We start from the raw sequence: 25,320 nt of genomic DNA, 5'->3' as shown, positions 1-25,320 counted from the left end.
TCCCTACGGGTTGATCGCGAGGAAGACGAACGCCGCGAGCAGCGACAGGTGCACGAAGCCCTGCAGCGACTTCGAGCGCCCCGGCACGACGGTGAGGATCGAGACGATCACCGAGACCAGCAGCAGCACCATCTGGGTCGGCTCCAGGCCGAGCACGAGTGGGCCGTCGAGCCAGATCGAGGCGACCGCGATCGCGGGGATGGTGAGGCCGATGCTCGCCATCGCGGAGCCGTAGGCGAGGTTGAGGCTGGTCTGCACCCTGTTCTGGGCGGCGGCCCGGCCGGCCGCGATCGACTCGGGCAGCAGCACCAGGAGCGCGATCACGACACCGACGAACGAGTGCGGGAAGCCCAGGAAGTCGACGCCGTCCTCGATCGGGTAGGACTCGACCTTCGCCAGCCCGACGACCGCGACCAGGCCCAGGATCAGCAGCACGAGGCTCGCGAGGGCAGCGCGGTCGCTCGGCGGGTCGGCGTGGCCGTCGCTGTCCTCGTCGACCGGCCCGGAGACGGGTCGGTCGACGCTGCCCGACCCGGGGCCGGTCGAGACGGGCAGGAAGAAGTCGCGGTGCTTGACCGTCTGGGTGAAGACGAAGATGCCGTAGAGGCCGAGGGACGCGACCGCGGCGAAGGTGAGCTGGGCCGACGAGAACTCCGGACCGGGGTGGCTGGTCGTGAAGCGCGGCAGCACCAGGGTCAGGGTCGCGAGTGCGACCACGGTCATCAGCGCCGAGCCCGCGCCCTCGGGGTTGAAGACGGCCATCCGGTACTTCACGGCCGCGATCAGCAGCGAGAGCCCGGCGATGCCGTTGAGCGTGATCATCACCGCGGCGAACACCGTGTCGCGTGCCAGCGCGGAGGTGTCGCTGCCGCCGAGCATCAGCGTGACGATCAGGGCGACCTCGATCACCGTCACCGCCACGGCCAGCAGCAGTGACCCGAAGGGCTCGCCGACCCGGTGCGCGACGACCTCGGCGTGGTGGACGGCGGAGAGCACCGCGCCGACGAGGAAGATCCCGATGCCGACGGCCGCGAACGTCCCCGGGTGGTGTCCCCACGCGAAGGCGAGCACGACGATCGCGGCCAGGGGTGCCAACGTGGTCCAGCTCAGCCAGGCGCTCCGCGTGCTCATGCCTGAACCCTACGGACCCACCAGGCAGGATGGACGCATGCCCGACTACGGCCAGGACCTCCAGTTCGGCACGTTCCTCACGCCGGACGCCGCCCAGCCCGATCGGGTCGTCGAGCTCGCGCTGCTGACCGAGGCGGCCGGTCTCGAGCTCGCGACCGTCCAGGACCACCCGTACCAGAAGCGCTTCCTCGACGCGTGGGCGCTGATCGCGACGATCCTGGCGCGCTCGTCGAGCCTGCGGGTCACCACCAACGTCAGCAACCTGCCGCTGCGACCGCCGTACGTGCTCGCGAAGACCGTCGCCAGCCTCGACGTCCTGAGTCGCGGGCGGGTCGAGCTGGGCATCGGCGCCGGGGCGTTCTGGGACGCCATCGTGGCCGCCGGCGGACCGCGTCGTACGCCGGGGGAGGCGCTGGCCGCGCTCGACGACGGCATCGACGTGATCCGGCGTGCCTGGCGGTCCGGGCCGGCGCCCGTGCACGACGTCGAGGTCTGGATCGGCGCGATCGGCCCGAGGATGCTGGCCCTCACCGGCCGGGTCGGCGACGGCTGGCTGCCGAGCCAGTCCTACGTGCCGCCGGAGGAGCTGGCCGAGCGCAACGCCCGCATCGACGCCGCGGCTCTCGAGGCGGGCCGCGACCCGAGCACGGTGCGGCGGCTCTACAACGTCAACCCCTCCGACGACCGGGCCTGGCCGGAGTGGCTGGCCGAGCTGACCCTGACGCACGGGACCAGCACCTTCATCGTGGGCGGTGACGACCCGGGCACCATCCAGCGGTTCGGGACCGAGGTGGCGCCGGCCGTGCGCGAGCTGGTCGCCGCCGAGCGGACCGGCGCGCCACGAGCGGCCGTGCCCGATCCCGCTCCCGTCGAGGTGCGCTCCGGCGGCGCTGCGGTGCGGCCTACGCCCGACGACGGCGTACGCCGCAGCGAGCGGTCGCCGTGGGACGAGTCGACCCGGCCGACGTACGCGTCCTCGGGTGCGCCGTTGGCGTGGACCGCCCACGAGCGGGCCGCGGGTCAGCACCTCGTCGACGTGCACGACCACCTGCGCTCGGAGCTCGCGCAGCTCTTCGACCTGATCTCGCAGGTGGAGGCCGGCACGCTCGAGGTCGGTGCCGCGCGCTCGCTGATCAACGCGATGACGATGCGGCAGAACGACTGGGCGCTCGGCGCCTACTGCCAGTCCTACTGCCGTGTGGTCACCACGCACCACACCATCGAGGACACGTCGATGTTCCCGCACCTGCGCGCGAGCGACGACGACCTGGTGCCGGTCATCGACCGGCTCGAGGCGGAGCACCACGTGATCGCCGACGTGCTCGACGACGTCGACCGGGCGCTGGTCGCCCTGGTGTCTCCCCAGGATCCAGGGGAGCCGGACGGTCTGACTCGCCTGCGCGACGCCGTCGACCTGCTCGCCGACACCATGACGTCGCACCTGTCCTACGAGGAGCGCGAGCTGGTCGAGCCGCTGGCCCGCTTCGGCTTCTACTAGCCCCGGCAGAAGCCGAACGTCTGCGGCGAGCCGGCCTTGATCAGGTCGTTGTAGCCGGCGCCGCGCAGTCGCCACTGGAAGGTCCCGCTCCCCGACGTGAAGTCGATCGACGTCGAGTTCCAGAAGTTGGTGGGCTGCGAGGTCAGCGCGTAGTTCGGCCCCGTCAGGTTCGGCGTGCTCTGGGTGAGGACGGCCCGCCACTTCACGAAGTCCGTCGAGGTCGTCGAGACCGTGACGGTCGCGCAGTACTGGCCGCCCGGCGTGCTGCTGGTGCCGTTGAGCTGGACCGAGACGGTCGCGTCGACGAGCGCGGCCGACTGGTTCGTCGGGGCGCAGAAGCTCCACGTGGCGGGGGATCCCGACTTGATCAGCTGGTTGTAGGACAGCCCCTGGACGACCCACGTGCCCGTGCTCGCGTCGAAGGAGACGGTGGCGACGTTGCTGAAGTTCGTGGGCACGGCGTTCAGCCAGTAGGTGTTGCCGGACAGGGTCGTCGTGCTGTGGTTGATGGTCGCCTTCCACTTCACGTAGGTCGCCGACGTGGTCGAGGCGGTGACGCTGGCGCAGTACTGCTGGCTGTCCTGGCTGGTGATCGACACGGCGAGCGTCGCATCGACGTACGGCGCCGCGGCACCCGCGGGGGCGCAGTAGCCGAAGGTCGCGTTGGTGCCCGACCGGACGTACTCGTTGCTGGACACGCCGCGGGCCACCCAGGTGCCGGTCCCGGCGTCGAACGAGATGCTGGTCATGTTGTTGGTGTTCGTCGGCTGGGCCGCGAGCCAGTAGGCGCTGTCCGTGATGCCGGGCGTGCTGCGGTTGAGGGTCGCCCGCCACCGGATCCAGGCGGTGGACGTGGTCGAGACGGTGACGGTCGCGCAGTAGGACTGCGCGTCGGACTGGGTGACGTTCACGGTGGTCGTCGCGTCGACCAGGCTGCCCGCCGGCCGGTTGGCGCAGTAGCCCCAGGTGTAGGACTGGCCGGCGCCGAGCGCGGCGTTCCAGTCGACCCCGCGCACCCGCCACGCGTTGGCGCTGAAGGTCACCGTCGTGACGTTGTAGGAGGACGCGATCGACTCGGCGTTGTACGGCGCAGCCGCGATGTTGAGCGTCACCTCCCACTGCACGGCCTGGTCGGAGTGGTTGGTCACCACCACGGTCGCGCAGTACTGCGTGGCGGTCTCGCTCGTGAGCGTCTGCTCGTAGGACACCGGGTTCGCCGCGACGGCCGCGGACACCGACGTCGCGTAGAGGTCGGCCGACCGGACCTGGCCGAGGTCGGCGGCACGCGCTGGGACCACGCCGAGCACGAGCCCGGTCACCGCAGCGAGGGCGACCGCCCGGGACACGGCGGGTGCGACAGGCCGGGTGTGCCTGCGGTGCCGCTTGCGGTGGCGCGACCGCCACCACGGCGGGATCGGCGGGTCCTCGTCCTCCTCGGGCCGCTTGAGCACGGCCGCCGCGGTCAGGATGCCCGCGAGGACGGCGAGCACCATCGGCGAGCCGAAGATGCGCAGCATCCGCCCGCCGTGCGGGACCCGCACGACCACCTTGCCGTGGACGTCGGAGTCGACCGGCTCCCACGGGTCGATGTGGTCGTTGTTGTCACCCTGCGTGAGGTGGGTGCCGTCGGGCAGGACCTTGACCACCCGGTGCACGACGTTCAGGCCCGCGCCGGCCTGGCCGGCCGGGATGCCGTAGACGATCGGCGTGCCGACCGGGTAGTCGCTCGCACGCCAGGTGACCAGCAGGTCCTGCGGGTCGTAGGTGGGCAGCATCGACGGCCCCGAGACGACGGTGACCCCCAGGGGCGGCGGCCCGAGCGGGGTCGGGACGGCGAGCGCCAGGAGGACCAGGGTGCCGAGCCACCCGAGCAGGCTGAAGAGGCGGCGCAGCCACGTCCTGCGCCGCCTCGCCCGGATCTCGAGCTCGACCATGCCCGGCCCTGCTGGGCCGCCCCCCGATCGTTACGCGTCAGCCGCTGATGACGACGGCCAGCCCGGTGACGTCCGACGCCATCACGGTGTCGGTGAGCGTGAACACCAGCGGGACGGCCGCCGGGGTCGCGGCGCCGTCGTCGGCGACGACGCCGTCGAGCTCGTCGAGGGAGGCCTTGGAGCCGCCCGGACCCTGGACCGTCAGGGTCACGTCCTGCCCGATGCAGGCGTTGGCGAGGTTGCTGAGCGTGACGGTGGCGACCTTGTAGCCGCCCTCGGTGCTGTCGTACGACGTGGTGTAGTCGACGTCGACGCTGCTGTCGCAGCTGGCGACGACGGTCGTGCCGGCGCCGAGGTCGGTCGAGTTGACCGAACCGATGCTCGCCGCCGAGGCGACGACGGCCGCAGTGACGGCGCCACCGGCGCCGAGTGCGAGGAAGAGCTTGGACATGTTGGGTGCGTACCTCTCGTTGTTGCCCCCCTCGGGGCACCCTTCGGAGAGCACGCACACGTCTCGCAAGACCGCCACCCCAGCGCGGCATGCGAAACGCATGCAGCGACTCTCCCCAATTGCTGTCCGCGCCGAGCCGCGTGGTGTTGCTGGACCGGTCTAGCACCGGGAATCCGGACGGTGTTCGTCCCGCCTCATTTCTTTACCGGGAACTGTCCGAACGGCTGATCTTGTCTGTCATCTCGGCCAACTCGCTTGCCCACAGGCGGAAGAGGAGGTAGGCGGAGGCGGCATCCAGCAGGTGCCAGGCCGCGTGTCCCTGCAGCAGCGAGTGCGGATCGCACCACGCGGTCTTGGTGGCGTTCCAGATCGCGAACGCGACCAGGATCGCGCCGAGCGCAGCCGCACCCCAGCGCAGGTCGGTGCGCGGCATCAGGCCGGGGGACCGGCCCGCCCGCAGCCAGAGCCGCACCTCGACGACGACCGCCGTCAGCAGCAGGGCGGCGAACGCGACGTTGCCCGCGAAGTCGACGACCGGCACCTGCCCGTCGTACGACCCGACCAGCTCGCAGCCCTCGACGAAGAGCAGGAAGAGCTGCGCGAACAGCACCCGCCCCTGCCGCAGCCACCGCATCAGCGCGTACGCCGCGGCGAAGGACGCGACCAGGTACATGCTGAGCATGTCGAGGTCGCCCCCGCGCTCGGCCTGCGTCGCGTGCATCGCCGCGCTCGCCGGCCCGAGGAACACCACGACGCACGCGTACGCCGTCGCCAGCGGCGGGTGCTGCGGCAGCACGTCGCCGAGCTGGTCGCGCCGACCCGCGCGCCACGCCACCAGCAGCCCGGCGAGCACGAACCCCAGGTTCGACCACGAGTTCGCCGGCTGCTTCACCCACCCGTCGCGCGCCGCCTCGCAGAAGTTCGCCCCACGGCCGACGTCCGGCCCCAGCCAGCCCTGCCCGATCGCCAGCACCAGCAGGCCGGTCGACAGCACGGCCGTCGCCGCGGCGTACGCCAGCGGGCGCAGCGAGCGTGTCGGCATGGGGTGACCCTAGGGGGTGCGCGGGTCTGATCTCGGGGCGACACTGGGAGGGTGCGACTGCACCACCGCTGGGACGACGACGAGGACCGTCCCGAACCTGACCTGACGGACCCTGCGACGGCCGCGGCGACGAACCGAGCCGCTCGCGACGTGCGCGTCGTCAAGCTGATCCATCTGGCCCTGCTCGCTGTGGGGGTGGGCCTGCTCGCGCTGGCGCTGCTCCTCCGAGTGGGCTGACCCTCGCCGGCGTCGCAGCGGTCGTGGCGGCCCTGGTGGTCGGGCCGCTACTCCGACCTGTCGCTGGGTCGACCACTCACGAGGGCGATCACCGCGGAGCAGACCAACAGGATCCACGCGACGCCGGCCAGCATCGAGTCCCACGTGCTCCCGTGCTGCGCGGGGATTCTCAGGTTGACGAGGCGGCCACGGAGCGAAGATATCCGCTGCGCGGCACGATGCGCCCCGTCAGCGGCATGAGCGGATGCGGGTCACGACGCCCGCTCATCGGGTGCGGCATCTCGGACAGCGCCAGCAATCACGCTCGGATAGTGGCAGATGGAGCCGTCAGGGACTGGCTGGTTCGCTGCATCCACCCGAGACGCTCGCGCGGGTGCGCGCTGGGCACAAGGTGACGTCGAGCGTGGTTCGCGCCGAATACGCCTTGCCATCGACCTCGTAGTCCACGGTGACGTCTCGGACGACGACCGGTGCCGTGTCCGGGGACAGGACGACGGCGACGTCGAGAGAACAACCGTCGAGGGTGCCGCCCGTGTGAGTCGTCTGTGTCACCGGCTTGTATGCGACGGGTGGTTGTCCGTGCTTCGCGATCACCACCGGTGAACCATCGTTCCACGTCACCCGCGTCGACACGTGGTCGCTGGTCGGAGATGTGGTGATGCCCGTGATCATCACGTCGGCCGGTTCGCTCTCGGTCGACAAACAGCCGGAAGTCCTGAACCACACGCCGCGTGCGACGGGGTCGGCCGTCATCCCGCCGTGGCCCTGAAGCTCCAGCGGTCCAGAAGTGTCGTTGCCACAGGCAGCGATGACTGCGGTCAAGAACATCACCGCAACAACGCACCGAGTCGGTCGGGACAGGCGCACGCCGCTCATCATGCGTGCTCATCGGGGAAGTGCGAAGCCGACACCCGAGCTCCGAGCCGCAGCCATCCGTTCTCGGCAGATCCGGACGCCGCGCCTCTGAGCGCGGTCCTGCGCGCGGTCGTGCCCGGGACGTCATACGAATCGAGGCATAGAGACCACGATCCGTATGACGTCCGTATCACCGACCACACCGACGCGGACGCCAGGTCGGTGACGAGGTCGCGCATCCGCGCGGTCGCCACCGTGACCTGGTGTCTGGGGTGTGGTCTGGGCCGTCATGAGAAGAATTCTCCCAGGCACCACCGACACTGAGAGGCTCAGAACCCCCATATTCACAGGGATCTGGGAACTTCTATCATCCATCTTCCGTGGTCCCGGGCGGTTGCCCGTGGGGTGGTTTCGAGGCTCGCTCCGCTCGCACCTCAACCACCGATCGCGGATAGGCGGGAAGATCTGATCCACCTGGTGCACCAGATCTTCCCCGCTATCCGTTGAAGGCCACCCGCAGGCCGGGAAGCGACGGCGACCCGAGGCCGCCGTACCCGCGTTGCCAGCCTGTCGGTCCGCCACCACAGACCGACCCGCAGGCTGCGGGGGTTTCGAGACGGCGCTAGCGCGCCTCCTCAACCACCGGCGCGGCGTACCGCGCCTTCGTCGACCACCGATGTCGGTGGGGTCTGGCACGCTGACGGCGTGGACCTGGCGGTGGACCTGAGTGAGCGCGGGGACCGGGCGAGCGCGATCTACCGGGCGCTGCTCGAGGCGGTGCGGGCCGGACGCCTGGAGCGCGGCGACCGGCTGCCGCCGACCCGGGCGCTGGCCCAGGACCTGGGGGTCTCGCGCAACACCGTGGCGCTGGCCTACGAGCGGCTGGTGGCGGAGGGCTTCTTCGAGTCGCGGGTGGGGGCGGGCACCTACGTGACGGGCCAGGCGACCCCCACGCCCAGGACCGCTCGCACCGGCGCGCTGCGGCCGCGAGCGGGCTGGACCTTCACGCCGACACCGACCAGCGGCACGAGCGAGGCCCCGCCGTACGACTTCCGCTCGGGCATCCCGGACCCGTCGCTGTTCCCGTTCGACACCTGGCGCCGGCTGGTCGCCGCCGAGCTGCGTGCTGGTGCCCACGCGCCGGGCCGGTACGCCGACCCCGCCGGGCACCCCGACCTCCGCGCGGCGATCGCGCGCTACGTCGCGCTGTCCCGGGGCGTGACGGCCGAGGCCGACGACGTGCTCGTCACCCACGGCACCCAGCAGGCGCTCGACCTGGTCGCCCGCGTGCTGGTGGCGCCCGGTGACGTGGTCGCCGTCGAGGACCCGGGCTACCCCTACGCCCGCGACCTCTTCGCGTCGTACGGCGCGCGCGTCGTGCCGGTGCCCGTCGACCGCGACGGCCTGGTCGTCGAGCTGCTGCCCGACGACGTGCGGGTGGTGTTCACGACGCCGTCGCACCAGTTCCCTTACGGTCCTCCGCTCTCGCGGGACCGGCGACGGGCGCTGCTCGACGTGGCCGACCGGCGCGGGGTGGCGATCGTCGAGGACGACTACGACAGCGAGTTCCGGTTCACCGACGGGCCGCTCGAGCCGCTGCACGCGCTCGACGAGCACGGACGGGTCATCTACGTCGGCACCTTCTCCAAGTCCCTGCTCCCCGCGCTCCGCGCGGGCTACCTCGTCGCGCCGCCTTCGCTCCGCGAGGCACTGCGGGCCGCGCGCCAGCTCGCCGACGGCTACGGCCAACCGGCGCAGGAGGTCGCGCTGGCCCGCTTCATCTCCGACGGCCTGCTCGGCGCACACCTGCGCCGGGCGCGCGCGGTGTACGCCGAGCGCCGGCACCTGCTGCTCGACGGGCTCGACCGGCTGCTGAGCGACCGGCTCGACGTGGTGCCGTCGGCGGCCGGTCTCCACCTGACCGCGGTCTTCCGCGACCCGGGTGTCGACGACGCGCAGGTCGCGGCCGCTGCGGCGGCCGACGGGGTCGCGGTGGAGGCGCTGTCGGCGTACGCGCTCGGCAGCGGGGTGCCGCCCGGCCTCGTCCTCGGCTACGGCGCCGCGTCGACCGGGGCGATCACGGCGGGCCTGGAGCGGCTGGCCCAGGTCGTCCAGACGACGGCGGCGATCCCGACGACGAGCTGAGGCAGCAGGTGCTGGCCGACCAGGCCGAGCAGCAGCAGGGCCGAGGCGAACGCGACGACCGCACCACGGCGCACCCAGGTGCCGCGCGGCAGCAGCCGCAGCGCGGCGGCCGTGCCGACGACGTACACCAGCGCGAAGGCGCCGGTCACGAGCAGCATGGTGCGCTCGATGGCCACCCCGGTCACAGCGACGCCGAGCAGGGTCAGCATCGACCCCGCGGTGACGACGGCCAGCGACCGGCGGGGCACCTCGCCGGCCGACGACCCGCGGGCGAACCAGGCCGGCAGCGAGCCGTCGCGCCCGAGTGCCGCGCCGAGGCGGGCGCTGCCGGCGAAGTAGGCATTCATGGCACCGAGCGAGAGCAGGACGGCGACGACCGTGGTCACGCCGCGGGCGGGCTCGCCGAAGCCGAGCACGAGCAGGTCCGAGAGCGGGGCCTTGCTGGCGTCGTTGCCGAGCACGGCCACCGTCGCGAAGGCGACGCCGAGGTACATCACTCCCATGACCACCAGGGCGATCGCGGTCGCCCGGGTGATGTCGCGCGCTGGGTTGCGGTACTCCGAGGACAGCGACGTCACGACCTCCCAGCCCGCGAACGCCCAGATCAGCAGCGCCGCCGCCGGGCCGATCGCGCCCCAGCCGTGGGGAGCGAACGGGGTCAGGTTGGCCGTGCTCGCGTGGGGGAGCGAGACGGCGGTGGCGACCAGCAGGAGGACGGCCAGGGTGGCGGCGATGACCAGCTGGACGCGGCCCGAGACACGGACGCCGTACCAGTTCATGATCGCAACGGTGCCGATGAGCAGCCCCGACGTGAGCAGCTGGGTCTGCCGGCCACCGCCGAGGCTGTCGGCGACGTACGCGCCGGCGAAGCCCGCCGCCGCGGGCGCGCCGAGCGGGATCGCGAAGTAGAAGCACCAGCCGGTCACCGTGGCGACCCGGCCACCGAACGCACGCCGGGCGTACGTCGCGACGCCCCCGCCGTCGGGGTAGCGCGCACCCAGCGCGGCGAAGGTCGTCGCGAGAGGCACCGACAGCAGCACCAGCGCGATCCAGGCGACCAGCGACGCCGGCCCGGCCTCGTGCGCGGCCAGTCCGGGCAGCGAGATCACGCCGGTGCCGAGCACGGCTCCGAGGGTCAGGGCGGCGCCCTGGGGGACGCCGAGACCGCCCCGGGTCACGGGGTCGTCGACCGGGATCGGGTCGGGTGTGAGAGCGGTGGTCACGCGGCAAACCTAGGGCCGGCGGGGCACCCTGCGCAGGGCCAATCCGACCCTGCCTGGTTGGGCCACTCGCACCCCGGTGGGAGCTCAGCTGCCGGCGGAGATCTTCTCGATCAGCGCGGTCGTCGAGATCGCCGGCGTACGGGTCAGGTAGACGACCTCGCAGATGTCGCGGAACTCGTCGAAGCGGCCCTCCCAGTCGTCGCCCATGACCAGGACGTCGGCGCCGAACTGCTGGATGTAGTCGCGCTTGAGCTCGAGGCTCTCCTCGACGAAGACCTCGTCGACGGGCTTGAGCGCGGCAACGATCGCGAGCCGCTCGGCCTGGCTGAAGACCGGCTCGCGGCCCTTCTTGCGGAGGTTGAGCTCGTCGGCCGAGACGCCGACGACCAGACGGTCGCCGAGTGCGGCGGCGCGCTCGATCACCCTGAGGTGCCCGACGTGGAAGACGTCGAACGTGCCGAAGGTGATGACGGTGCGAGGCATGAGGGGGATCCTCTCACCCCGGCCTGGGTTGGGCCGAATGGGGAAGGATGGGCGGGACATGACTGCCACGCTGACGATGATCACGCCCGACCCCGACGCCGACCAGCGCCGCCGACGGGGGCTCCGCCGGATGCGCTCGCTCGCGGTCGGGCTGCTGCTGCTGGCGGCAGTGGTGTACGTCGCCACCCTCGGCCGCCACGGCTTCTGGGGCTTCGTCAACGCCGGCGCCGAAGCGTCGATGGTGGGCGCGATCGCGGACTGGTTCGCGGTCACCGCGCTCTTCAAGCGCCCGCTGGGGCTGCCGATCCCGCACACGGCCCTGATCCCGCGGCGCAAGGACGAGCTGGGTCGCTCGCTCGAGGAGTTCGTGGGGGAGAACTTCCTCCAGGAGGAGATCATCCGCGACCGGGTCGACGCGGCGACGATCTCGATGCGGGTCGGCCGGTGGCTCGCCGTACCCGCGCATGCGCGGCGGGCCGTGGACGAGGTCGCCGACGTCGCCGTGATCGGGCTGGGCCGGATCCGCGACGAGCACGTGGAGGAGCTGGTGCGCGACGTGCTGGTGCCGCGCTTCCACGAGGAGCCGATCGCGCCGCTGCTCGGCAGCCTGCTCGAGGAGACGATCCGCGACGACCTGCACCACGGCCTGGTCGACCTCACCCTCGACGAGCTGCACGGCTGGCTGGTCGCCAACCCCGAGGCGGTCGCCGAGATCCTGGGCGAGCGGGCGCCGTGGTGGGCGCCGACCCGCCTCAACGACGCGGTCATCTCACGGCTGCACCGCGAGCTGGTCAGCTGGGTCGACGACATCCGGCACGACCCGCGTCACCACGCCCGGATCGCGCTCGACTCGATGCTCGGCCAGCTCGCGCAGGACCTGCTGCACGACGCCGACACCCAGGAGCGGACCGAGCGGCTCAAGGCCCGGCTGCTGGACCAACCCCAGGTCGTCGCCTCCGGCGTCTCGCTCTGGAACGCGCTGCGCCGCAGCATCCAGTCCTCCCTCGCCGACCCGGACGGCGCGCTGCGGGCCCGGATCACCGACGAGGTCGCGGCGTTCGCCCAGCGCGTCGTGTCCGACCCGGTGCTGCGCGCCCGCTTCGACGGCCTCGCCGCGGACGCGGCGGTCTTCGCCGTCGAGCGGTACGGCGCCGAGCTCACCGCCGTCATCACCCACACGGTCGACCGCTGGGACGGCAAGGAGGCCTCGCGCCGCATCGAGCTCCAGGTCGGCCGCGACCTGCAGTTCATCCGGATCAACGGCACCATCGTCGGTGGCCTGGTGGGCGTGCTGATCCACACGGTGAGCGTGCTGATCGGCTGACCCTGGTGCGGGCGGAGCACAATGGCCCCATGCCCGAGCCGTACGACGTAGCCATCCGCGACCAGTCGATCCGGCTCGGTCAGTTCCTCAAGCTCGCCAACCTGGTGGAGAGCGGGGCGGAGGCCAAGCCGGTCATCCAGGACGGGCAGGTGCTGGTCAACGGCGATGTGGAGACACGACGAGGTCGCCAGCTGGTGCTGGGCGACGTCGTCACGCTCGGCCCGCAGTCGGCGCGCGTCGCCGACGAGACCGCCGACGACGGCCTGCCCTGGTGACGCCTAGCTGACCCCGATGAGGTCCACGACGAAGATCAGCGTCTCGCCGGGCTTGATGACGGCCCCGGCGCCGCGGTCGCCGTACCCCAGGTGCGGCGGGATCACGAGCTGACGACGACCGCCGACCTTCATGCCCTGCACGCCCTGGTCCCAGCCGGCGATGACCTGACCGATGCCGAGGCGGAACTGCAGCGGGGCGCCGCGGTTGTACGACGCGTCGAACTCCTCGCCCGTCGAGTGGGCGACGCCGACGTAGTGCACGGAGACGTTCGAGCCGGCCGCAGCCTCCTCGCCGGAGCCCTCGGTGATCTCGGTGATGACGAGGTCGGCGGGCGGGTCGAAGTCGGGGAACTCGATCTCGGGCTTGTCCATGACCACCACCCTAGGACACCCCGAAGTCACCGATCGGCCGCCCGGCCTGGAAGGATGAGCGGGTGACCTCTCCCCGGCGCGGCTCCGACCTCGGCCTCGTCGTCGGGTTCGGCGTGCTGGCCGTCCTGGTCCTGCTCTCGATGACGACCCCGGCCCAGCTGATCGCGATCTTCGCCGGCTCCGCGATCGTCGCGAGCCTGCTGACCTCCGCGCGGCGTACGGCGGTGGTCGCCGGTGCTGCGGTCGCGTGCGCCTTCCTGTCCGCAACCTGGTTGGGCAACGGCGGGACGTTCGACTGGTTCACCAGGATCCTGCTGTGCGCGGTCCTCGGCCTGGTCGCGGTGCAGAACGCCGCCCTCCGCGAGCGCCGCGAGGACCGGCTCCAGCGGATGACCGTGATCGCGGAGACCGCGCAGCGTGCGGTGCTGCGGAGCATCCCGACCGTCATCGGCTCGGTCGGCCTCGCCGCTCGCTACGTCTCGGCCACCGCCGAGGCGATGGTCGGGGGCGACCTGTACGAGGTCGCGGAGACGCCGTTCGGCGTGCGCGTCATCGTCGGCGACGTGCGTGGCAAGGGGCTCGAGGCCGTGCAGACGGCGACGGCGGTGCTCGGCGCGTTCCGGGCGGCGGCGTTCACCGAGCCCGACCCGGCGGCGATGGCGCGGCAGATCGACGCGACCATGGGCCGGATGCTCGACGACGAGGAGTTCGTGACCGCGATCGTCGGGCAGTTCCAGGGGGATCGCGTCACGCTGCCAACTGCGGGCACCACCCGCCGCTGCTGGTGCGGGAGGGGTCGGCGACCGAGGTCGACACCGGTGAGCCGACCGTGCCGCTGGGCATGGGGTCGCTGCCGACGATCAGCGAGCACCCGTGGCCCCGAGGCGCGCGGATGCTGTTCTACACCGACGGCCTGGTCGAGGCACGTGACGACAGCGGCGAGTTCTTCCCGCTCGACGACTACGCCGACGAGCTCGCGGACGGCACCGTCCAGGAGGCGGTGGACCGGCTGGTCGCCCACGTCACGGCGTACGCCGGCGGCATGAACGACGACCTCGCGCTGGTGCTCGCCGAGCGCGACGGCTGAGCCCGCCGGCCGGGCTCACGTCTCCCAGCTCAGGTCTGGTGCACGTAGCTGTCGAGCTGGTCGCGCTCGAACTCCAGCTGGTCGATGCGGTGCTTGACGACGTCGCCGATGCTGATGATCCCGATCAGGCGGTCGTCGTGGACCACGGGGACGTGGCGGATCCGGCGCTCGGTCATCAGCTTCATGAGCTCGTCGACCTCGGTGTCCTTGTCGCACGTCGCGACGACCGCGGTCATAATCGCGGCGACCGTGTTGTTCACGACGGTCCCGTCGCTGTGCAGGTGACGGACCACGTCGCGCTCGCTGACGATGCCGTCGAGCGCGGCGCCGTCGGCGCTGACGATCAGTGCGCCCACGTTGTGCTCGGCGAGCTTGGCGACCAGCTCGCGCACGCCCGCGTCGGGGCTGATCGTCACGACCTCCTGGGAGGCCTTGGCACTGAGAACGTCACCGATCCGCATGCACCGACGGTACTCGTGAGCCCGGTCACACGTACAGAGGTCTCAGTCGCGGCGGTGCGCGCGCAGGTCGGACACCGAGCCCGGCCCCGACCGGCGCGAGTCGGGGTCGTCGTCGTCATCGGGGAGCGAGCCGAGGAAGGACAGCGCGGCCTCGTGGAGGTGTCCGTTCGAGGCGAGCGCGTTGCCGCCGAACGGCCCGTCGGTGCCGTCCAGCGACGTGAACCGTCCGCCCGCCTCGCGCACGATGATGTCGAGCGCGGCCATGTCGTAGACCTCGAGCTCGGGCTCGGCGGCCAGGTCGACGGCGCCTTCGGCGAGCAGCATGTAGGACCAGAAGTCGCCGTACGCCCGGGTGCGCCAGCAGCGACGCATCAGCGACTCGAAGTCGTCGAGCCGGTCCCGCTCGTCCCAGCCCGAGAGGGAGGAGTAGGACAGCGAGGCGTCCTCGAGCCGGCGTACGTCGGAGACCTGGCAGCGGGTCGCCTTGAGCAGGGACCGGCCGGTCCAGGCGCCGTTGCCCTTCGACGCCCACCAGCGGCGCTGGAGCAGCGGCGCGGAGACGACGCCGAGGACGACCTCGTCGTCGACGACGAGGGAGATCAGGGTGGCCCACACGGGCACGCCGCGCACGAAGTTCTTGGTGCCGTCGATCGGGTCGATGATCCAGCGCCGCTGGCTGTGCCCGGTGGAGCCCTGCTCCTCGCCGGTGATCGCGTCTCGTGAGCGGGCCCGGGACAGCGTCCGGCGGATGCTCTCCTCGACGGCCTGGTCGGCGTCGGTGACGGGCGTGAGGTCCGGCTTGCTCATCACGTGCAGGTCGAGCGCCTTGAAGCGGCTCTCGCTGATCGAGTCGGCGTCGTCGGCCAGGACGTGCGCGAGGCGCAGGTCGTCGGTGTAGTCCGTGGAATTCGTCGGCACGACCTCACACTATTCTCATCGACTCTCATGAACGTGGTGCAACCTTCACCTATGGAGATCAACGGACTCCCGTTGCACCCCCTCGTGGTGCACGCAGCGGTCATCTTCGGCCCGATCGCCGCCCTCACCGCACTCGCGTTCCTCGTGCCGAGGTGGCGCGTCAAGCTGCGCTGGCCGATGGTGGCGCTGGCCCTGGTCGCGACCGCGTCGATCGTCGCGGCCTACCTCACCGGCAACAACTTCCTGCAGCACAAGCCCGAGCTGCGCACCAGCCCGCAGGTCCAGACCCACGAGGACCGCGCCCGTCAGCTGCTCTGGGTGACGATCGCCTTCGGCGTCATCGCCCTGGCGGCCGGGTGGTTCGCGACGCGCACCGGCGCGCTGCGGGTCGTGCTCGACGTGCTGCTGGGCGTCGCCGCGATCGCGACGCTGGTCCTGGTCTTCCTGACCGGCGAGGCCGGCGCCCGCGCGGTGTGGGGCTAGGGCACGTCTCCTTATCCGGAAGCGCCTGCTACGCGGGCTTTCACATCCGATCTGGCGGCGTTGTCGGCGACTCGACGGGCCTCCGGCCCGCCATCGCACCTCCGCCTTGCCAGATACGGCGCGAAACCCCGCTCGCGACGGCGCCGGATAAGGAGTCGCACCCTAGGGCACGTCTCCCACGGTCTGGGGCTTGCGCCACACCGACACGTGGCTCTCGCTGTCGTTCGTGAAGGGTGCGCCCGCCCAGTCCGCCGTACGACGCTCCGGCTCGAGACCGGCGAGCTGGGCCATCAGGTCGAGCTCGGCCGGCCAGGCGTAGCGGAAGTTGCTGGCTCCGTAGGCCACGGTGCCGTCGGGCTGACGCGTGTAGTGGTGCGACGTGCCCTGCTGGGTGGCCATGTCGTAGGTGTCGAACCCGACGTGGCGCTCGCCGACGTGGAACGGGACGGCGGCCTGGCCGGGCGGGAATCGCCGGATTCCTGGGATCCAGAGCTCGACCACGAAGCGCCCGCCCGGCCTGAGGTGACGAGCGGCGTTGCGGAAGCACGCGACCTGCTCGGCCTGGGTGCGCAGGTTGCCGAGGCTGTTCCACACGACGTAGACGAGGGAGTAGTCCTCGCCCGGTGCGACGGCGGTCGCCATGTCGCCGACCACGACGGGCACGTCGGACCGCTTGCGGTGCAGCTCGTCCACCATCGGCTGGGACAGCTCGATGCCGTCCACCGCGACGCCGCGGTCGATGAGGGGGAGCGCCACCCGGCCGGTCCCGATGGCCAGCTCGAGGGCGCGCCCGCCCCCCGCCAGCGCGGCGAGCAGGTCGACGGTCGGGTCGAGCACGGACGGCTCGAACATGAAGGCCGAGCTCTCGTCGTACGCCGCGGCGGTCTCGGCGTCCCAGTAGTCGCTGCTCGGACCCGTGCTGGTGTCGGTCATGCCCCGACCCTGACGCCTGCCTCGGTCGGCCGCCACCGGATATCGGGAGCGTCCCCGGACGGGTGTCAGTAGGCGGGCTCGCTCCGGGCGGCCAGCAGCCGCCGGAACGACTCCACCCGCAGCGGGTCGGCCGTGCCGGCCTCGACCGCCTCGTCGAGCCCGCACTCGGGCTCGTCGGCGCCGTGGGTGCAGCCGCGCGGGCAGTCCTCGGTCATCTCGTCGAGGTCGGGGAACGCCTCGATCAGGTGCTCCGGCTCGACGTGCGCGAGCCCGAACGAGCGGATGCCGGGCGTGTCGATGATCCACCCCGCGCTCGGTCCGTCGTCCTGGCCGGGCAGCTCGAGCATGAAGGCCGACGTCGACGTGTGCCGGCCGCGCCCGGTCACCGCGTTGACGTGCCCGACGTCGCGGGAGGCGGTCGGCACCAGCGCGTTGACCAGGGTGGACTTGCCGACGCCGCTGGAGCCCACGAGCACGCTGGTCCGGCCGTCCAGCCGCTCGCGGAGCTCGGCCAGGTCGCCGCCGCCCGGCCCCTTGAGCTGCGTGACCACCCAGGGGACCCCCAGCGAGCGGTAGGTCACCAGCAGGGTCTCGGGGTCCGCCAGGTCGGCCTTCGTCAGGCACAGCAGCGGCTGCATGCCCGCGTCGTACGCCGCCACCAGGGCGCGGTCGATCAGCCGGGGCTGGGGCTCGGGGTCGGCGAGGGCGGTGACGACGACGAGCTGGTCGGCGTTGGAGACGATGACGCGCTCGACCGGGTCGTCGTCGTCCGCCGTACGACGCAGCGTCGTCGCGCGCTCGTGCACCTCGACGATCCGCGCCAGCGACCCGTCGTCCCCGGTGGTGTCGCCGACCACCCGGACCCGGTCGCCGACCACGACGCCCTTGCGGCCCAGGGGCCGCGCCTTCATCGCCATCACCTTGTGACCGTCGAGGAGCAGCGTGTAGCGGCCCCGGTCGACAGTGACGACGACGGCGTCGACCGCGTCGTCGTAGGTGGGCCGGTCCTTGGTGCGGGGGCGGGTACGTCGACGCGGACGGTCGTAGTGCTCGACGTCCTGGTCGGAGTACCGGCCGGTCATGAGGTGATGAGTCCCGACCAGAAGCCCGCGAAGTCGGGGAACGTCTTGCCGGTCGTCTCGATGTTCTCCACCAGCACGCCGTCGACGGCGGCGGCGATGATCACGCCGGCGTGCGCCATCCGGTGGTCGGCGTAGGTGTGGAACACGCCGGACCGCAGGGGAGCGGGCTCGATGCTCAGGCCGTCCGGGTGCTCGGTGACGTCGGCACCGAGGCCGCTCAGCTCGGTCGCCAGGGCGGCGAGCCGGTCGGTCTCGTGGCCGCGGATGTGCGCGATCCCGCGCAGGTGGGAGGGCCCGTCGGCCAGCGCGCAGAGGGCCGCGATCGCCGGCGTCAGCTCACCGACGTCGTGCAGGTCGGCGTCGATGCCGAGCAGCGTGCCGCTGCCCGTCACGCGCAGCCCGTCATCGCCCAGCTCGACCTCGCAGCCCATCGTCGTCAGGATGTCGCGCAGCGAGTCCCCGGGCTGCGTCGTGGACCGCGGCCAGTCGCGCACCGTCACGGTGCCGCCGGAGACCGCCGCCAGGGCCAGGAACGGCGCGGCGTTCGAGAGGTCGGGCTCGATGAGGTGGTCGACGGCCTTGATCGTGCCGGGAGCGACCGCCCAGCGGTTGGCGTCGGCGTCGTCGACCTCGACGCCGTGCTCGCGCAGCATCGCGACCGTCATGTCGATGTGGGGGAGCGAGGGCACGGGCTTGCCGTCGTGGCGCACGTCGACGCCCTCGTCGTACCGGGCACCCGCGAGCAGCAGGGCGGAGATGAACTGGGACGACGACGACGCATCGACCACGACCGTGCCTCCGCGTACGGCGCCCGACCCGCGGACCGCGAACGGCAGCGCGTCGCCGTCGACCTGGACGCCGAGGGTGCGCAGGGCGCCGAGGATCTCGCCGATCGGCCGCGTGCGCATGTGCGGGTCGCCGTCGAAGGCGACCGTGCCCGTCGACAGCCCGGCCACCGGCGGCACGAAGCGCATGACGGTGCCGGCCAGGCCGCAGTCCACGGTGGCGTCGCCGGCGAACGCGGCCGGCGTGACGACCCAGTCGTCGCCGGAGGTGTCGACGACGGCGCCGAGCGAGGTCAGCGCCTGCGCCATCAGCGTCGTGTCGCGCGAGCGCAGCGCCCGTCGTACGACGGAGGGGCCGTCGGCGACCGACGCCAGCACCAGCGCGCGGTTGGTGAGCGACTTGCTGCCGGGCAGCGACACGACCGCGTCGACGGGGTGGGCGGCGCGCGGCGCCGGCCAGGGGTCACGTACGTCGGTCACACCGGCAACCCTAGTGGCGTCGGGCTCAGCCGATGCGGGCCCGGGCCAGCTTCGCCTCACGGCGGGCGTCGTGGGCCAGGCGCTTGGCCTCGCGGCGCGCGTCGCGGACGCCGTGGCGGGCCCGCCAGGCGACGCCCGGCCGACCCTCGGTGTCGCCCGCGGCGATGATCAGGCCGCCGACGAGCGAGACGTTCTTGAAGAAGTGCAGCCGCTGCTGGGTGCGGGTGGCGTCGTCCTCGGACTCCCAGAAGCGGTGTCCGGCTGCCGTGGTGGGGACGAGCGACGCGGCGAGCACGGCCGCCGAGAGCCGCGGAGCGCGACCGGTGGCGAGCGCGAGCCCGGCGGCGATCTGCACGCCGGCGTTGAGCTTGACGAGGGTCTCGGGGTCCTCCGGCAGCGGGATCCCGGCCTTCTTTGCCAGCGGCACGAGACGGGAGGTGACCGGGTCGGCCTTGGCCGCGGTTCCGGTGGCGTTCTTGAGGGCGGTCGCGGCGCCGACCACGAAGATCGACGCGAGCATCGGGCGGGCGATGAGTCTGCTGACGGTCATGACTCGTGTTTACCCCACCGGCGGCAACGGCACTCCCACCGTGGTGTCCGGGACGACGGTGACGCCCCCCAGCCCGAGGCCGAGGCCGACCCCGAGACCGTCGGGCCCGGCCGAGACGCGGGCGGTCAGGTCGACCAGCGACGGCGTCGACGGCTGTGTCGGCGACGGGGCCGGCGGCTGGCTGGGGGCCAGGGTCGGTGGGGGCGCCGGGGCCACCGTGGGCCCGGCCGAGGGACCGGTCGTGGGCGCGCCGGTCGAACCGGCGGGCGGGGCGTCCGGGGCTGCGGCGTCCGGGGCCGCGCTCCCGGCCGGCGCGCTCGGGGTCGCCTGCGCGCCGGTGGGCTGCCCCGTGTCGGCACCCTTGCGGCGCACCGGCCGGTCGTCGCCCGGTCGGGTGGACGGCGATCCCGCGACGGAGGGGCCGCTGATCGACGGGGCGTCGTCGGCGCTGGGTCGGCCGTCGCGGTCCTGGTTGAACGTGATCACCGAGCCCGCGACGACCGCCGCCGCGGCAGCGCCGGCCACCGCTGCCGTGGGGCCGTGGGCGAGGACGGCGTCGCGACCCCGGCCGAGCAGCAGCAGGACGCCGTGAGCGACGCCCGTCGCGGTGGCGCCGCCGGCTGCGACGTACGCCGCCGCGGCACCGCCCAGCAGGAGCGGGGCCAGCAGGGCGCGGAGGTTGGAGTTGACCTCGATGAGCTCGAGGTAGAGCGCGGTGCAGGCACGGCACTCCTGCAGGTGCTGCTCGACGCGCGTCGCGTCGCGCCGGGAGAGGCCACCACGCACGTAGGCGCCGAGCTCGGCGCGGGTCCGCTCGCAGGCGTCGTCGTCGAGGTCGCCCGCGTGCATCGACAGGTAGGCCTGCCGCAGCCCCTCGCGAGCGCGGTAGGCGAGGGCCGAGACGGCGTTCGGGGTCATGCCCAGCAGGGGCGCGACCTCGGCCGGCTTCTGCTCCTCCACCTCGGTGTGCCACAGGACCAGCTGCCACCGCTCCGGAAGCGAGGCGAACGCACGCGCGGCCGCCGCGCTCTCGAAGCCCTCGACGGCGGTGTCGCGGAACGGCACTCCGGGGTCGAACGGCGTCAGGTCGTCGGTCGTGTGCAGCCGCGAAGCCGCCCGGATCCGGTCGACGTGCACCCGGCGGACAGCGGTCAGCAGGTAGGCGCGGAACGCCAGGTCGGGGCCGCCGCCGCGCTGGAGGACGCCGAGCACCTTGGTGAAGGCCTCGGAGACCAGGTCGTCGACGTCGGGGCCCGGCACGAGCTGGCGGCCCAGCCGTCGGGCGGCGTCGACGTGGCGGGCGAAGAGCTCGCCGTACGCCGCGACGTCCCCGGCGCGGACGGCCGAGATCAGCTCGGCGTCGCTGCGCTCGTCGAGGGTCGAGACGGAGGGGCCCACGTCTGCCCAACGCGCGAGCGCGCGAAAGGCGACGCGCCCGCTCCCGAAAAGATTTCTGCGAATCGCGAGAAGCCGCGTCATGCCGCCCGGTGACCGGCGTCTCATCGCCGGCAGACCGGAACCAAGGGGGAGCCACCGTGGACTGGATGGCAACGCGCAGGCGTAGCTCGACCACGGGCGATCCCGAAGCAGGGCGGGAACTGTCCTCGGAGCAGAGAGCGGCACTGCCGCCGCGCTTCGAGGCAGTGGGGGAAGCCCTTGCTTCGGGATCGGGTTCGGTCCCTGCCTGCGAGGTGCTCGGCGGGGTGCTCGCCCGTGACGGTGTCTCGCTCGCCGAGGCCCTGGACGACCTCGCCACCGCGTGGCGCCTGGTCCGCGGGTCCGAGCCGGAGCACGCCGAGCTCCGGGCGCTCGCGGTGGCCTGGAGCGACGCGACCCTCGGCTACGTGCACGGGCTCGGGTGCGCCGACCCGCTGACCGGGCTGGCCAGCCTCGCGCACCTGCGGACCTGCATCGGCGACGTGCACCGGGCCGGTCCTGCGGCCGAGACGCACGCCCTGGTCGTCGTGGTCGCCGACGCTGCGCACGACGCCGAGCAGCTCGGCGAGCCACTCGCCCGTGCGATGGAGGACGCGCAGCTCGGGGCTGTCGTTCGCGGGGTCTTCCCCGGCCGGGAGACCATCGGGCACGTCGCCCCCGGGCGCGTGGTGGTCCTCGTCGACCGCGACGACCGCCTGGCCCGGCGCCTGGACCTGTTGATGCGGATGCTGGAGACCGGCGCCCCGCCGCGGCCCCGGGTCTGGATCGAGGGGCTGCCCGTCTCCGACGCCGCCGTCGCCGACCTCCTGGACGAGCTCACCCGCATCTGAGCATCGCTGTCCGACGGCCCCTCTAGAGTGGCCCGCATGTGCGGCCGCTACGCGTCGAGTCGGCGCCCGGAGGACCTCGTCGACGAGTTCGACATCGTGGAGAGCCGGATCCAGGACGCCCTCGAGGCCGACTACAACGTGGCGCCCACCAAGGAGGTGTACGCCGTCGTGGAGAGGCCGCCCAGCAAGGACAGCCTGGAGCCGCCGCAGCGCCAGCTCCGTGTCCTGACCTGGGGTCTGATCCCGTCGTGGGCCAAGGAGGCCTCGATCGGCAACCGGATGATCAACGCCCGGATGGAGACGGTGGCCGAGAAGCCGGCCTACAAGCGGGCCTTCGCTGCCCGGCGCTGCCTGCTCCCGGCCGACGGCTACTTCGAGTGGTACCCGACCGACGACCTGACGAAGTCGGGCAAGCCGCGCAAGCAGCCCTTCTTCATCCGGCCGCAGGACCACGGCGTGCTCGCGATGGCCGGGCTGTACGAGATCTGGCGCGACCCCGACAAGGCCGAGGACGACCCGGACCGCTTCCGCTGGACCTGCACGGTGATCACGACCGAGGCCGAGGACTCCGTCGGCCACATCCACGACCGGATGCCGCTGATGGTCGAGCGGGACCGCTGGGCCGACTGGCTCGACCCCCGGGTCGGCGGCGACGTCGGCCTCCTGGTCCCGGCGGCGCCCGGGCGGCTCGAGGCCTACCCGGTCTCGACGCTGGTCAGCAACGTCCGCAACAACGGGCCGGAGCTGCTCGAGCCCCTGCCGCTGGAAGGGTCCTGATGGTCACCGCGGAGGAGCGCCGGATCGACACCCCGCACGGCGAGGCGCGCCTCGTCGTACGACGGGCGCGCGGCGCGGTCGCGACCCTGCTGCTCAGCCACGGGGCCGGCGGCGGCATCGACAGCCGCGACCTGGCCGCGCTCGGCGCGGACCTGCCCCGCAACGGCGTGACCGTGGTGCTGCTGGAGCAGCCGTGGAAGGTCGCCGGGCGCAAGGTGGCCACGCCGCCGGCGACGCTCGACGCGGGGCTGGTCGCCGCCGCGAACGCGCTCAAGACGCGGACCCCGCTGGTCGTGGGTGGCCGGTCGGCCGGCGCCCGCTCGGCCGCGCGCTGCGCCAAGCAGCTGGGCGCGTCGGGCTGCCTCGCGCTGGCGTTCCCCCTGCATCCGCCCGGCAAGCCCGAGAAGTCGCGGCTGCCCGAGCTGCGCGCAGCCCGGGTGCCGACGCTGGTCGTCCAGGGGGAGCGGGACACGTTCGGGCGCCCCGAGGAGTTCCCGACCGACCTCGACCTGGCCGTCGTGCCGGCCGCCGACCACGGCTTCAAGGTGCCGAAGAGCTCGGGGCTGACCGAGGCGGAGGCGATGGGGATCATCGTCGAGTCCACGCTGGAGTGGATCGTGCGCGAGGTCGCCGGCGGCGCTGCCCGAGGGGAATGAGCAGGGGGCCCGTCGCGTTCTTCCACCATGCAGGCCGTGCTTGAACGCCCCACGGGGCTAGTCTGGGAGACGATGACTGACCCTGTTGAGACGACCCCAGAGGCCGTCGTACCCACCCTGGACCCCGAGGTCGACCCCGCATCCATCGATGTGGCGACCGAGTCCGAGGCCGACCGCTCTGCTCGCTTCGAGCGGGAGGCGCTGCCCTTCCTCGACCAGCTCTACTCCGCCGCCATGCGGATGACCCGCAACCCGGCGGACGCGGAGGACCTGGTGCAGGAGACCTACGCCAAGGCGTACTCCTCCTTCCACCAGTTCCGGCCCGGCACCAACCTCAAGGCCTGGCTCTACCGCATCCTGACCAACACGTTCATCAACAACTACCGCAAGAAGCAGCGGCAGCCGCAGCAGTCGATGTCCGAGGACGTCGAGGACTGGCAGCTCCACCGCGCCGAGTCGCACGCCTCGACCGGGCTCCGGTCCGCCGAGACCGAGGCGCTCGAGCACCTGCCCGACTCCGAGGTGAAGGACGCGCTGCAGCGTTTGCCCGAGGAGTTCCGGCTCGCGGTCTACCTCGCCGACGTCGAGGGCTTCGCCTACAAGGAGATCGCCGAGATCATGGACACCCCGATCGGCACCGTCATGTCCCGGCTGCACCGGGGCCGGCGCCAGCTGCGCGACCTGCTCTCGGACTACGTGCGCGACAACGACCTGCTCACCGTCGGACGCGAGGGGAACGGGTCATGAGCCACGACCACCCGCACCCGACGGGCAGCGAGCCGTCGGCAGCCGACTGCGCCGAGTTCCTCGACCGGATCGTCTACTTCATCGACAACGAGCTCGACGAGGCGGACTGCTCCGCGGTCCGCGTGCACCTCGACACCTGCAACCCGTGCCTGGAGAAGTACGACCTGCAGCGCACCGTGAAGTCGGTGGTCGCGCGCTCCTGCGCCGAGGTGGCGCCCGACGACCTGCGCGAGCGGGTGCTCTTCCGGATCCGCGAGGTCCAGGTCCAGATCCAGGTCACCGAGGGCTGATCCCTAGAGACGAGCCCGGTCCTCGGGTGGGAGCCAGAGCTCGGCGAGCGGCTGGCCCCCTGCGGCGCTGATCGCGCCGACCAGCGGCTCCGCCCACAGGTGCTCCAGGAGCGCGACAGCGGCCAGGCCGCCCGGTGGCACGGCGTCACTGAGCGACCAGGACGCGCCGTCGACGGTGTCGCCGTCCTCGGTGCCGAGGACCCTCGCGACGATCTCGCCGAGTCCCGGGTCTGCTCCCTCCGGAGCCGGAAGGGTGTCGAACGTGCCGTCCTCGTCCCGGCGCACCAGCAGGACGTCGACGAGCCGGACCACGCCGGCGTCGCGCAGCCGGTCCAGCTCCGCGACCACGGCTCCGGAGAACGACGGCTCCTCGAAGCCGACGACGAGGACCTGCACGGGAGCGCTCATCGGCCTGCGATTCGGGCGCGCAGGTCGTCGTGCTCCTGCGCGGTGATGACACCCTCGGCCAGCAGCCGGTCGAGCGCGGCCAGGCTCGCCTGAGGGTCCGCCGGCGGCGGTGCGGCCGGTGCCCGCGGCGGCGGGTGCGACGCGGCGTACGCCTGGCGGGGCGTGAAGCGGCCACCGTAGTAGGGGACCGACCCGGTCATGCCGGTCATCCGGATCTGTCGAGGGACGAGGACCACCATGGCGCCACCATGTCGCACCCCGGAGATGCGAAAGATCCCCCGAACCGGGCGGTTCGAGGGATCAGTCGATGATGCTGCGCTCAGGCGTTGGGGCGCTTGCCGTGGTTCGCGCCCTTCTTCTTGCGAGCGCGGCGCTTGCGGCCGGTCTTGCCCATGGTGTTCCTCCTGATCGAGACGAGTCTGGCCC

At 72.4% G+C, this 25,320-nt stretch carries 29 protein-coding genes and 1 pseudogene; 12 read left to right on the top strand and 18 right to left on the bottom strand.

Annotated features, from left to right (window positions below; genetic code table 11):
- Positions 1–3: 3 nt before the first annotated feature.
- The gene (locus ASC77_RS08710; RefSeq protein ID WP_056151119.1) at positions 4–1,131 is read right to left on the bottom strand and encodes a calcium:proton antiporter; all 1,128 of its coding nucleotides are present in this window, start codon (positions 1,129–1,131) and stop codon (positions 4–6) included.
- Between the two features lie 37 nt (positions 1,132–1,168).
- On the opposite strand from ASC77_RS08710, the gene ASC77_RS08705 reads away from it, so the two are divergent.
- Positions 1,169–2,629 (top strand): LLM class flavin-dependent oxidoreductase, encoded by a 1,461-nt coding sequence (locus ASC77_RS08705; protein ID WP_056151117.1) that lies wholly within the window; start codon positions 1,169–1,171, stop codon positions 2,627–2,629.
- On the opposite strand, the gene ASC77_RS08700 is transcribed toward ASC77_RS08705, so the two are convergent.
- The 3 genes from ASC77_RS08700 to ASC77_RS08690 all read right to left on the bottom strand — a co-directional run bounded on the left by ASC77_RS08700 (position 2,626) and on the right by ASC77_RS08690 (position 6,056).
- A complete protein-coding gene (locus ASC77_RS08700; RefSeq protein ID WP_056151115.1) occupies positions 2,626–4,563 on the bottom strand; it encodes a cellulose binding domain-containing protein in 1,938 nt (645 codons plus the stop codon). The genes ASC77_RS08705 and ASC77_RS08700 overlap by 4 nt on opposite strands.
- A gap of 37 nt (positions 4,564–4,600) precedes the next feature.
- The gene (locus ASC77_RS08695; RefSeq protein WP_056151113.1) at positions 4,601–5,014 is read right to left on the bottom strand and encodes a hypothetical protein; all 414 of its coding nucleotides are present in this window, start codon (positions 5,012–5,014) and stop codon (positions 4,601–4,603) included.
- Between the two features lie 202 nt (positions 5,015–5,216).
- On the bottom strand, positions 5,217–6,056 hold the full coding sequence (locus ASC77_RS08690) for a ceramidase domain-containing protein (RefSeq protein WP_056151111.1): 840 nt from the start codon (positions 6,054–6,056) through the stop codon (positions 5,217–5,219).
- A 51-nt stretch (positions 6,057–6,107) separates the two neighbouring features.
- On the opposite strand from ASC77_RS08690, the gene ASC77_RS08685 reads away from it, so the two are divergent.
- Positions 6,108–6,293, top strand: coding sequence for a hypothetical protein (locus tag ASC77_RS08685; RefSeq protein ID WP_056151109.1), 186 nt, complete (start codon positions 6,108–6,110; stop codon positions 6,291–6,293).
- 327 nt (positions 6,294–6,620) lie between these two features.
- On the opposite strand, the gene ASC77_RS08680 is transcribed toward ASC77_RS08685, so the two are convergent.
- Positions 6,621–7,172: a hypothetical protein gene (locus ASC77_RS08680; RefSeq protein WP_056151107.1), complete on the bottom strand. Its 552-nt coding sequence runs from the start codon at positions 7,170–7,172 to the stop codon at positions 6,621–6,623.
- 681 nt (positions 7,173–7,853) lie between these two features.
- Between ASC77_RS08680 and ASC77_RS08675 the strand changes: the two genes are divergently transcribed.
- Positions 7,854–9,293: a PLP-dependent aminotransferase family protein gene (locus ASC77_RS08675; RefSeq protein ID WP_056151105.1), complete on the top strand. Its 1,440-nt coding sequence runs from the start codon at positions 7,854–7,856 to the stop codon at positions 9,291–9,293.
- On the opposite strand, the gene ASC77_RS08670 is transcribed toward ASC77_RS08675, so the two are convergent.
- Positions 9,200–10,516 carry an APC family permease gene (locus ASC77_RS08670; RefSeq protein WP_082574597.1) on the bottom strand — a complete coding sequence of 439 codons (1,317 nt, stop codon included), beginning with the start codon at positions 10,514–10,516 and terminating at the stop codon, positions 9,200–9,202. The two genes, ASC77_RS08675 and ASC77_RS08670, sit on opposite strands and share 94 nt — an antisense overlap.
- Positions 10,517–10,600: 84 nt before the next feature.
- Positions 10,601–10,999 carry an adenylyltransferase/cytidyltransferase family protein gene (locus tag ASC77_RS08665; protein ID WP_056151103.1) on the bottom strand — a complete coding sequence of 133 codons (399 nt, stop codon included), beginning with the start codon at positions 10,997–10,999 and terminating at the stop codon, positions 10,601–10,603.
- A 58-nt stretch (positions 11,000–11,057) separates the two neighbouring features.
- Here ASC77_RS08665 and ASC77_RS08660 point away from each other — a divergent pair, with 58 nt between their 5' ends.
- Together ASC77_RS08660 and ASC77_RS08655 are read left to right on the top strand one after the other, a co-directional pair.
- Entirely contained in the window at positions 11,058–12,323 is a 1,266-nt protein-coding gene (locus ASC77_RS08660) for a DUF445 domain-containing protein (protein WP_056151101.1), read from the top strand.
- Between the two features lie 29 nt (positions 12,324–12,352).
- Positions 12,353–12,598 (top strand): RNA-binding S4 domain-containing protein, encoded by a 246-nt coding sequence (locus ASC77_RS08655; protein WP_056151099.1) that lies wholly within the window; start codon positions 12,353–12,355, stop codon positions 12,596–12,598.
- Between the two features lie 3 nt (positions 12,599–12,601).
- On the opposite strand, the gene ASC77_RS08650 is transcribed toward ASC77_RS08655, so the two are convergent.
- On the bottom strand, positions 12,602–12,970 hold the full coding sequence (locus tag ASC77_RS08650; protein ID WP_082574596.1) for an FKBP-type peptidyl-prolyl cis-trans isomerase: 369 nt from the start codon (positions 12,968–12,970) through the stop codon (positions 12,602–12,604).
- 140 nt (positions 12,971–13,110) lie between these two features.
- Between ASC77_RS08650 and ASC77_RS27405 the strand changes: the two are divergent.
- Positions 13,111–14,057 (top strand): annotated as a pseudogene (locus tag ASC77_RS27405) (PP2C family protein-serine/threonine phosphatase).
- Positions 14,058–14,086: 29 nt separating this feature from the next.
- Here ASC77_RS27405 and ASC77_RS08630 read toward each other — a convergent pair.
- Positions 14,087–14,518 (bottom strand): CBS domain-containing protein, encoded by a 432-nt coding sequence (locus ASC77_RS08630; protein WP_056151089.1) that lies wholly within the window; start codon positions 14,516–14,518, stop codon positions 14,087–14,089.
- 42 nt (positions 14,519–14,560) lie between these two features.
- On the bottom strand, positions 14,561–15,436 hold the full coding sequence (gene hisN, locus ASC77_RS08625; protein WP_056151087.1) for a histidinol-phosphatase: 876 nt from the start codon (positions 15,434–15,436) through the stop codon (positions 14,561–14,563).
- Positions 15,437–15,487: 51 nt separating this feature from the next.
- On the opposite strand from hisN, the gene ASC77_RS08620 reads away from it, so the two are divergent.
- The gene (locus tag ASC77_RS08620) at positions 15,488–15,919 is read left to right on the top strand and encodes a DUF2231 domain-containing protein (protein WP_056151085.1); all 432 of its coding nucleotides are present in this window, start codon (positions 15,488–15,490) and stop codon (positions 15,917–15,919) included.
- Between the two features lie 162 nt (positions 15,920–16,081).
- Here the strand turns inward: ASC77_RS08620 and ASC77_RS08615 are convergent, their stop codons facing one another.
- From ASC77_RS08615 to ASC77_RS26540, 5 genes are all read right to left on the bottom strand, one after another.
- Positions 16,082–16,852: a class I SAM-dependent DNA methyltransferase gene (locus ASC77_RS08615; protein WP_056151083.1), complete on the bottom strand. Its 771-nt coding sequence runs from the start codon at positions 16,850–16,852 to the stop codon at positions 16,082–16,084.
- 65 nt (positions 16,853–16,917) lie between these two features.
- Positions 16,918–17,934, bottom strand: coding sequence for a ribosome small subunit-dependent GTPase A (gene rsgA, locus ASC77_RS08610; protein WP_056151080.1), 1,017 nt, complete (start codon positions 17,932–17,934; stop codon positions 16,918–16,920).
- Positions 17,931–19,199: a 3-phosphoshikimate 1-carboxyvinyltransferase gene (gene aroA, locus ASC77_RS08605; RefSeq protein WP_056151078.1), complete on the bottom strand. Its 1,269-nt coding sequence runs from the start codon at positions 19,197–19,199 to the stop codon at positions 17,931–17,933. The genes rsgA and aroA overlap by 4 nt, the downstream gene beginning before the upstream one ends.
- Before the next feature lie 25 nt (positions 19,200–19,224).
- Positions 19,225–19,749: a DoxX family protein gene (locus ASC77_RS08600; RefSeq protein ID WP_056151077.1), complete on the bottom strand. Its 525-nt coding sequence runs from the start codon at positions 19,747–19,749 to the stop codon at positions 19,225–19,227.
- A 9-nt stretch (positions 19,750–19,758) separates the two neighbouring features.
- Positions 19,759–21,147 (bottom strand): sigma-70 family RNA polymerase sigma factor, encoded by a 1,389-nt coding sequence (locus ASC77_RS26540; RefSeq protein WP_056151075.1) that lies wholly within the window; start codon positions 21,145–21,147, stop codon positions 19,759–19,761.
- A gap of 305 nt (positions 21,148–21,452) precedes the next feature.
- Between ASC77_RS26540 and ASC77_RS08590 the strand changes: the two genes are divergently transcribed.
- The 5 genes from ASC77_RS08590 to rsrA all read left to right on the top strand — a co-directional run bounded on the left by ASC77_RS08590 (position 21,453) and on the right by rsrA (position 24,486).
- Positions 21,453–22,016, top strand: a complete 564-nt coding sequence (locus ASC77_RS08590; RefSeq protein WP_235547547.1) for a hypothetical protein — start codon at positions 21,453–21,455, stop codon at positions 22,014–22,016.
- Between the two features lie 36 nt (positions 22,017–22,052).
- Positions 22,053–22,793, top strand: coding sequence for an SOS response-associated peptidase (locus ASC77_RS08585; protein ID WP_056151073.1), 741 nt, complete (start codon positions 22,053–22,055; stop codon positions 22,791–22,793).
- Positions 22,793–23,449, top strand: coding sequence for an alpha/beta family hydrolase (locus tag ASC77_RS08580; RefSeq protein ID WP_056151071.1), 657 nt, complete (start codon positions 22,793–22,795; stop codon positions 23,447–23,449). Before ASC77_RS08585 ends, ASC77_RS08580 begins: the two co-directional genes overlap by 1 nt.
- A 72-nt stretch (positions 23,450–23,521) precedes the next feature.
- A complete protein-coding gene (locus ASC77_RS08575; RefSeq protein ID WP_082574594.1) occupies positions 23,522–24,196 on the top strand; it encodes a sigma-70 family RNA polymerase sigma factor in 675 nt (224 codons plus the stop codon).
- The gene (gene rsrA, locus ASC77_RS08570; RefSeq protein ID WP_056151069.1) at positions 24,193–24,486 is read left to right on the top strand and encodes a mycothiol system anti-sigma-R factor; all 294 of its coding nucleotides are present in this window, start codon (positions 24,193–24,195) and stop codon (positions 24,484–24,486) included. The genes ASC77_RS08575 and rsrA overlap by 4 nt, the downstream gene beginning before the upstream one ends.
- A gap of 3 nt (positions 24,487–24,489) precedes the next feature.
- On the opposite strand, the gene ASC77_RS08565 is transcribed toward rsrA, so the two are convergent.
- From ASC77_RS08565 to ASC77_RS27855, 3 genes are all read right to left on the bottom strand, one after another.
- Positions 24,490–24,894 carry a DUF6325 family protein gene (locus tag ASC77_RS08565; RefSeq protein ID WP_056151068.1) on the bottom strand — a complete coding sequence of 135 codons (405 nt, stop codon included), beginning with the start codon at positions 24,892–24,894 and terminating at the stop codon, positions 24,490–24,492.
- The gene (locus tag ASC77_RS08560) at positions 24,891–25,133 is read right to left on the bottom strand and encodes a hypothetical protein (protein WP_056151066.1); all 243 of its coding nucleotides are present in this window, start codon (positions 25,131–25,133) and stop codon (positions 24,891–24,893) included. Before ASC77_RS08560 ends, ASC77_RS08565 begins: the two co-directional genes overlap by 4 nt.
- Positions 25,134–25,213: 80 nt before the next feature.
- Positions 25,214–25,288 carry a 50S ribosomal protein bL37 gene (locus ASC77_RS27855; RefSeq protein WP_369759046.1) on the bottom strand — a complete coding sequence of 25 codons (75 nt, stop codon included), beginning with the start codon at positions 25,286–25,288 and terminating at the stop codon, positions 25,214–25,216.
- Between the last annotated feature and the right edge of the window lie 32 nt (positions 25,289–25,320).

This window comes from Nocardioides sp. Root1257 (assembly GCF_001425175.1).
Lineage (GTDB): Bacteria > Actinomycetota > Actinomycetes > Propionibacteriales > Nocardioidaceae > Nocardioides.
This window is presented reverse-complemented; position numbering and strand designations above follow the sequence as displayed.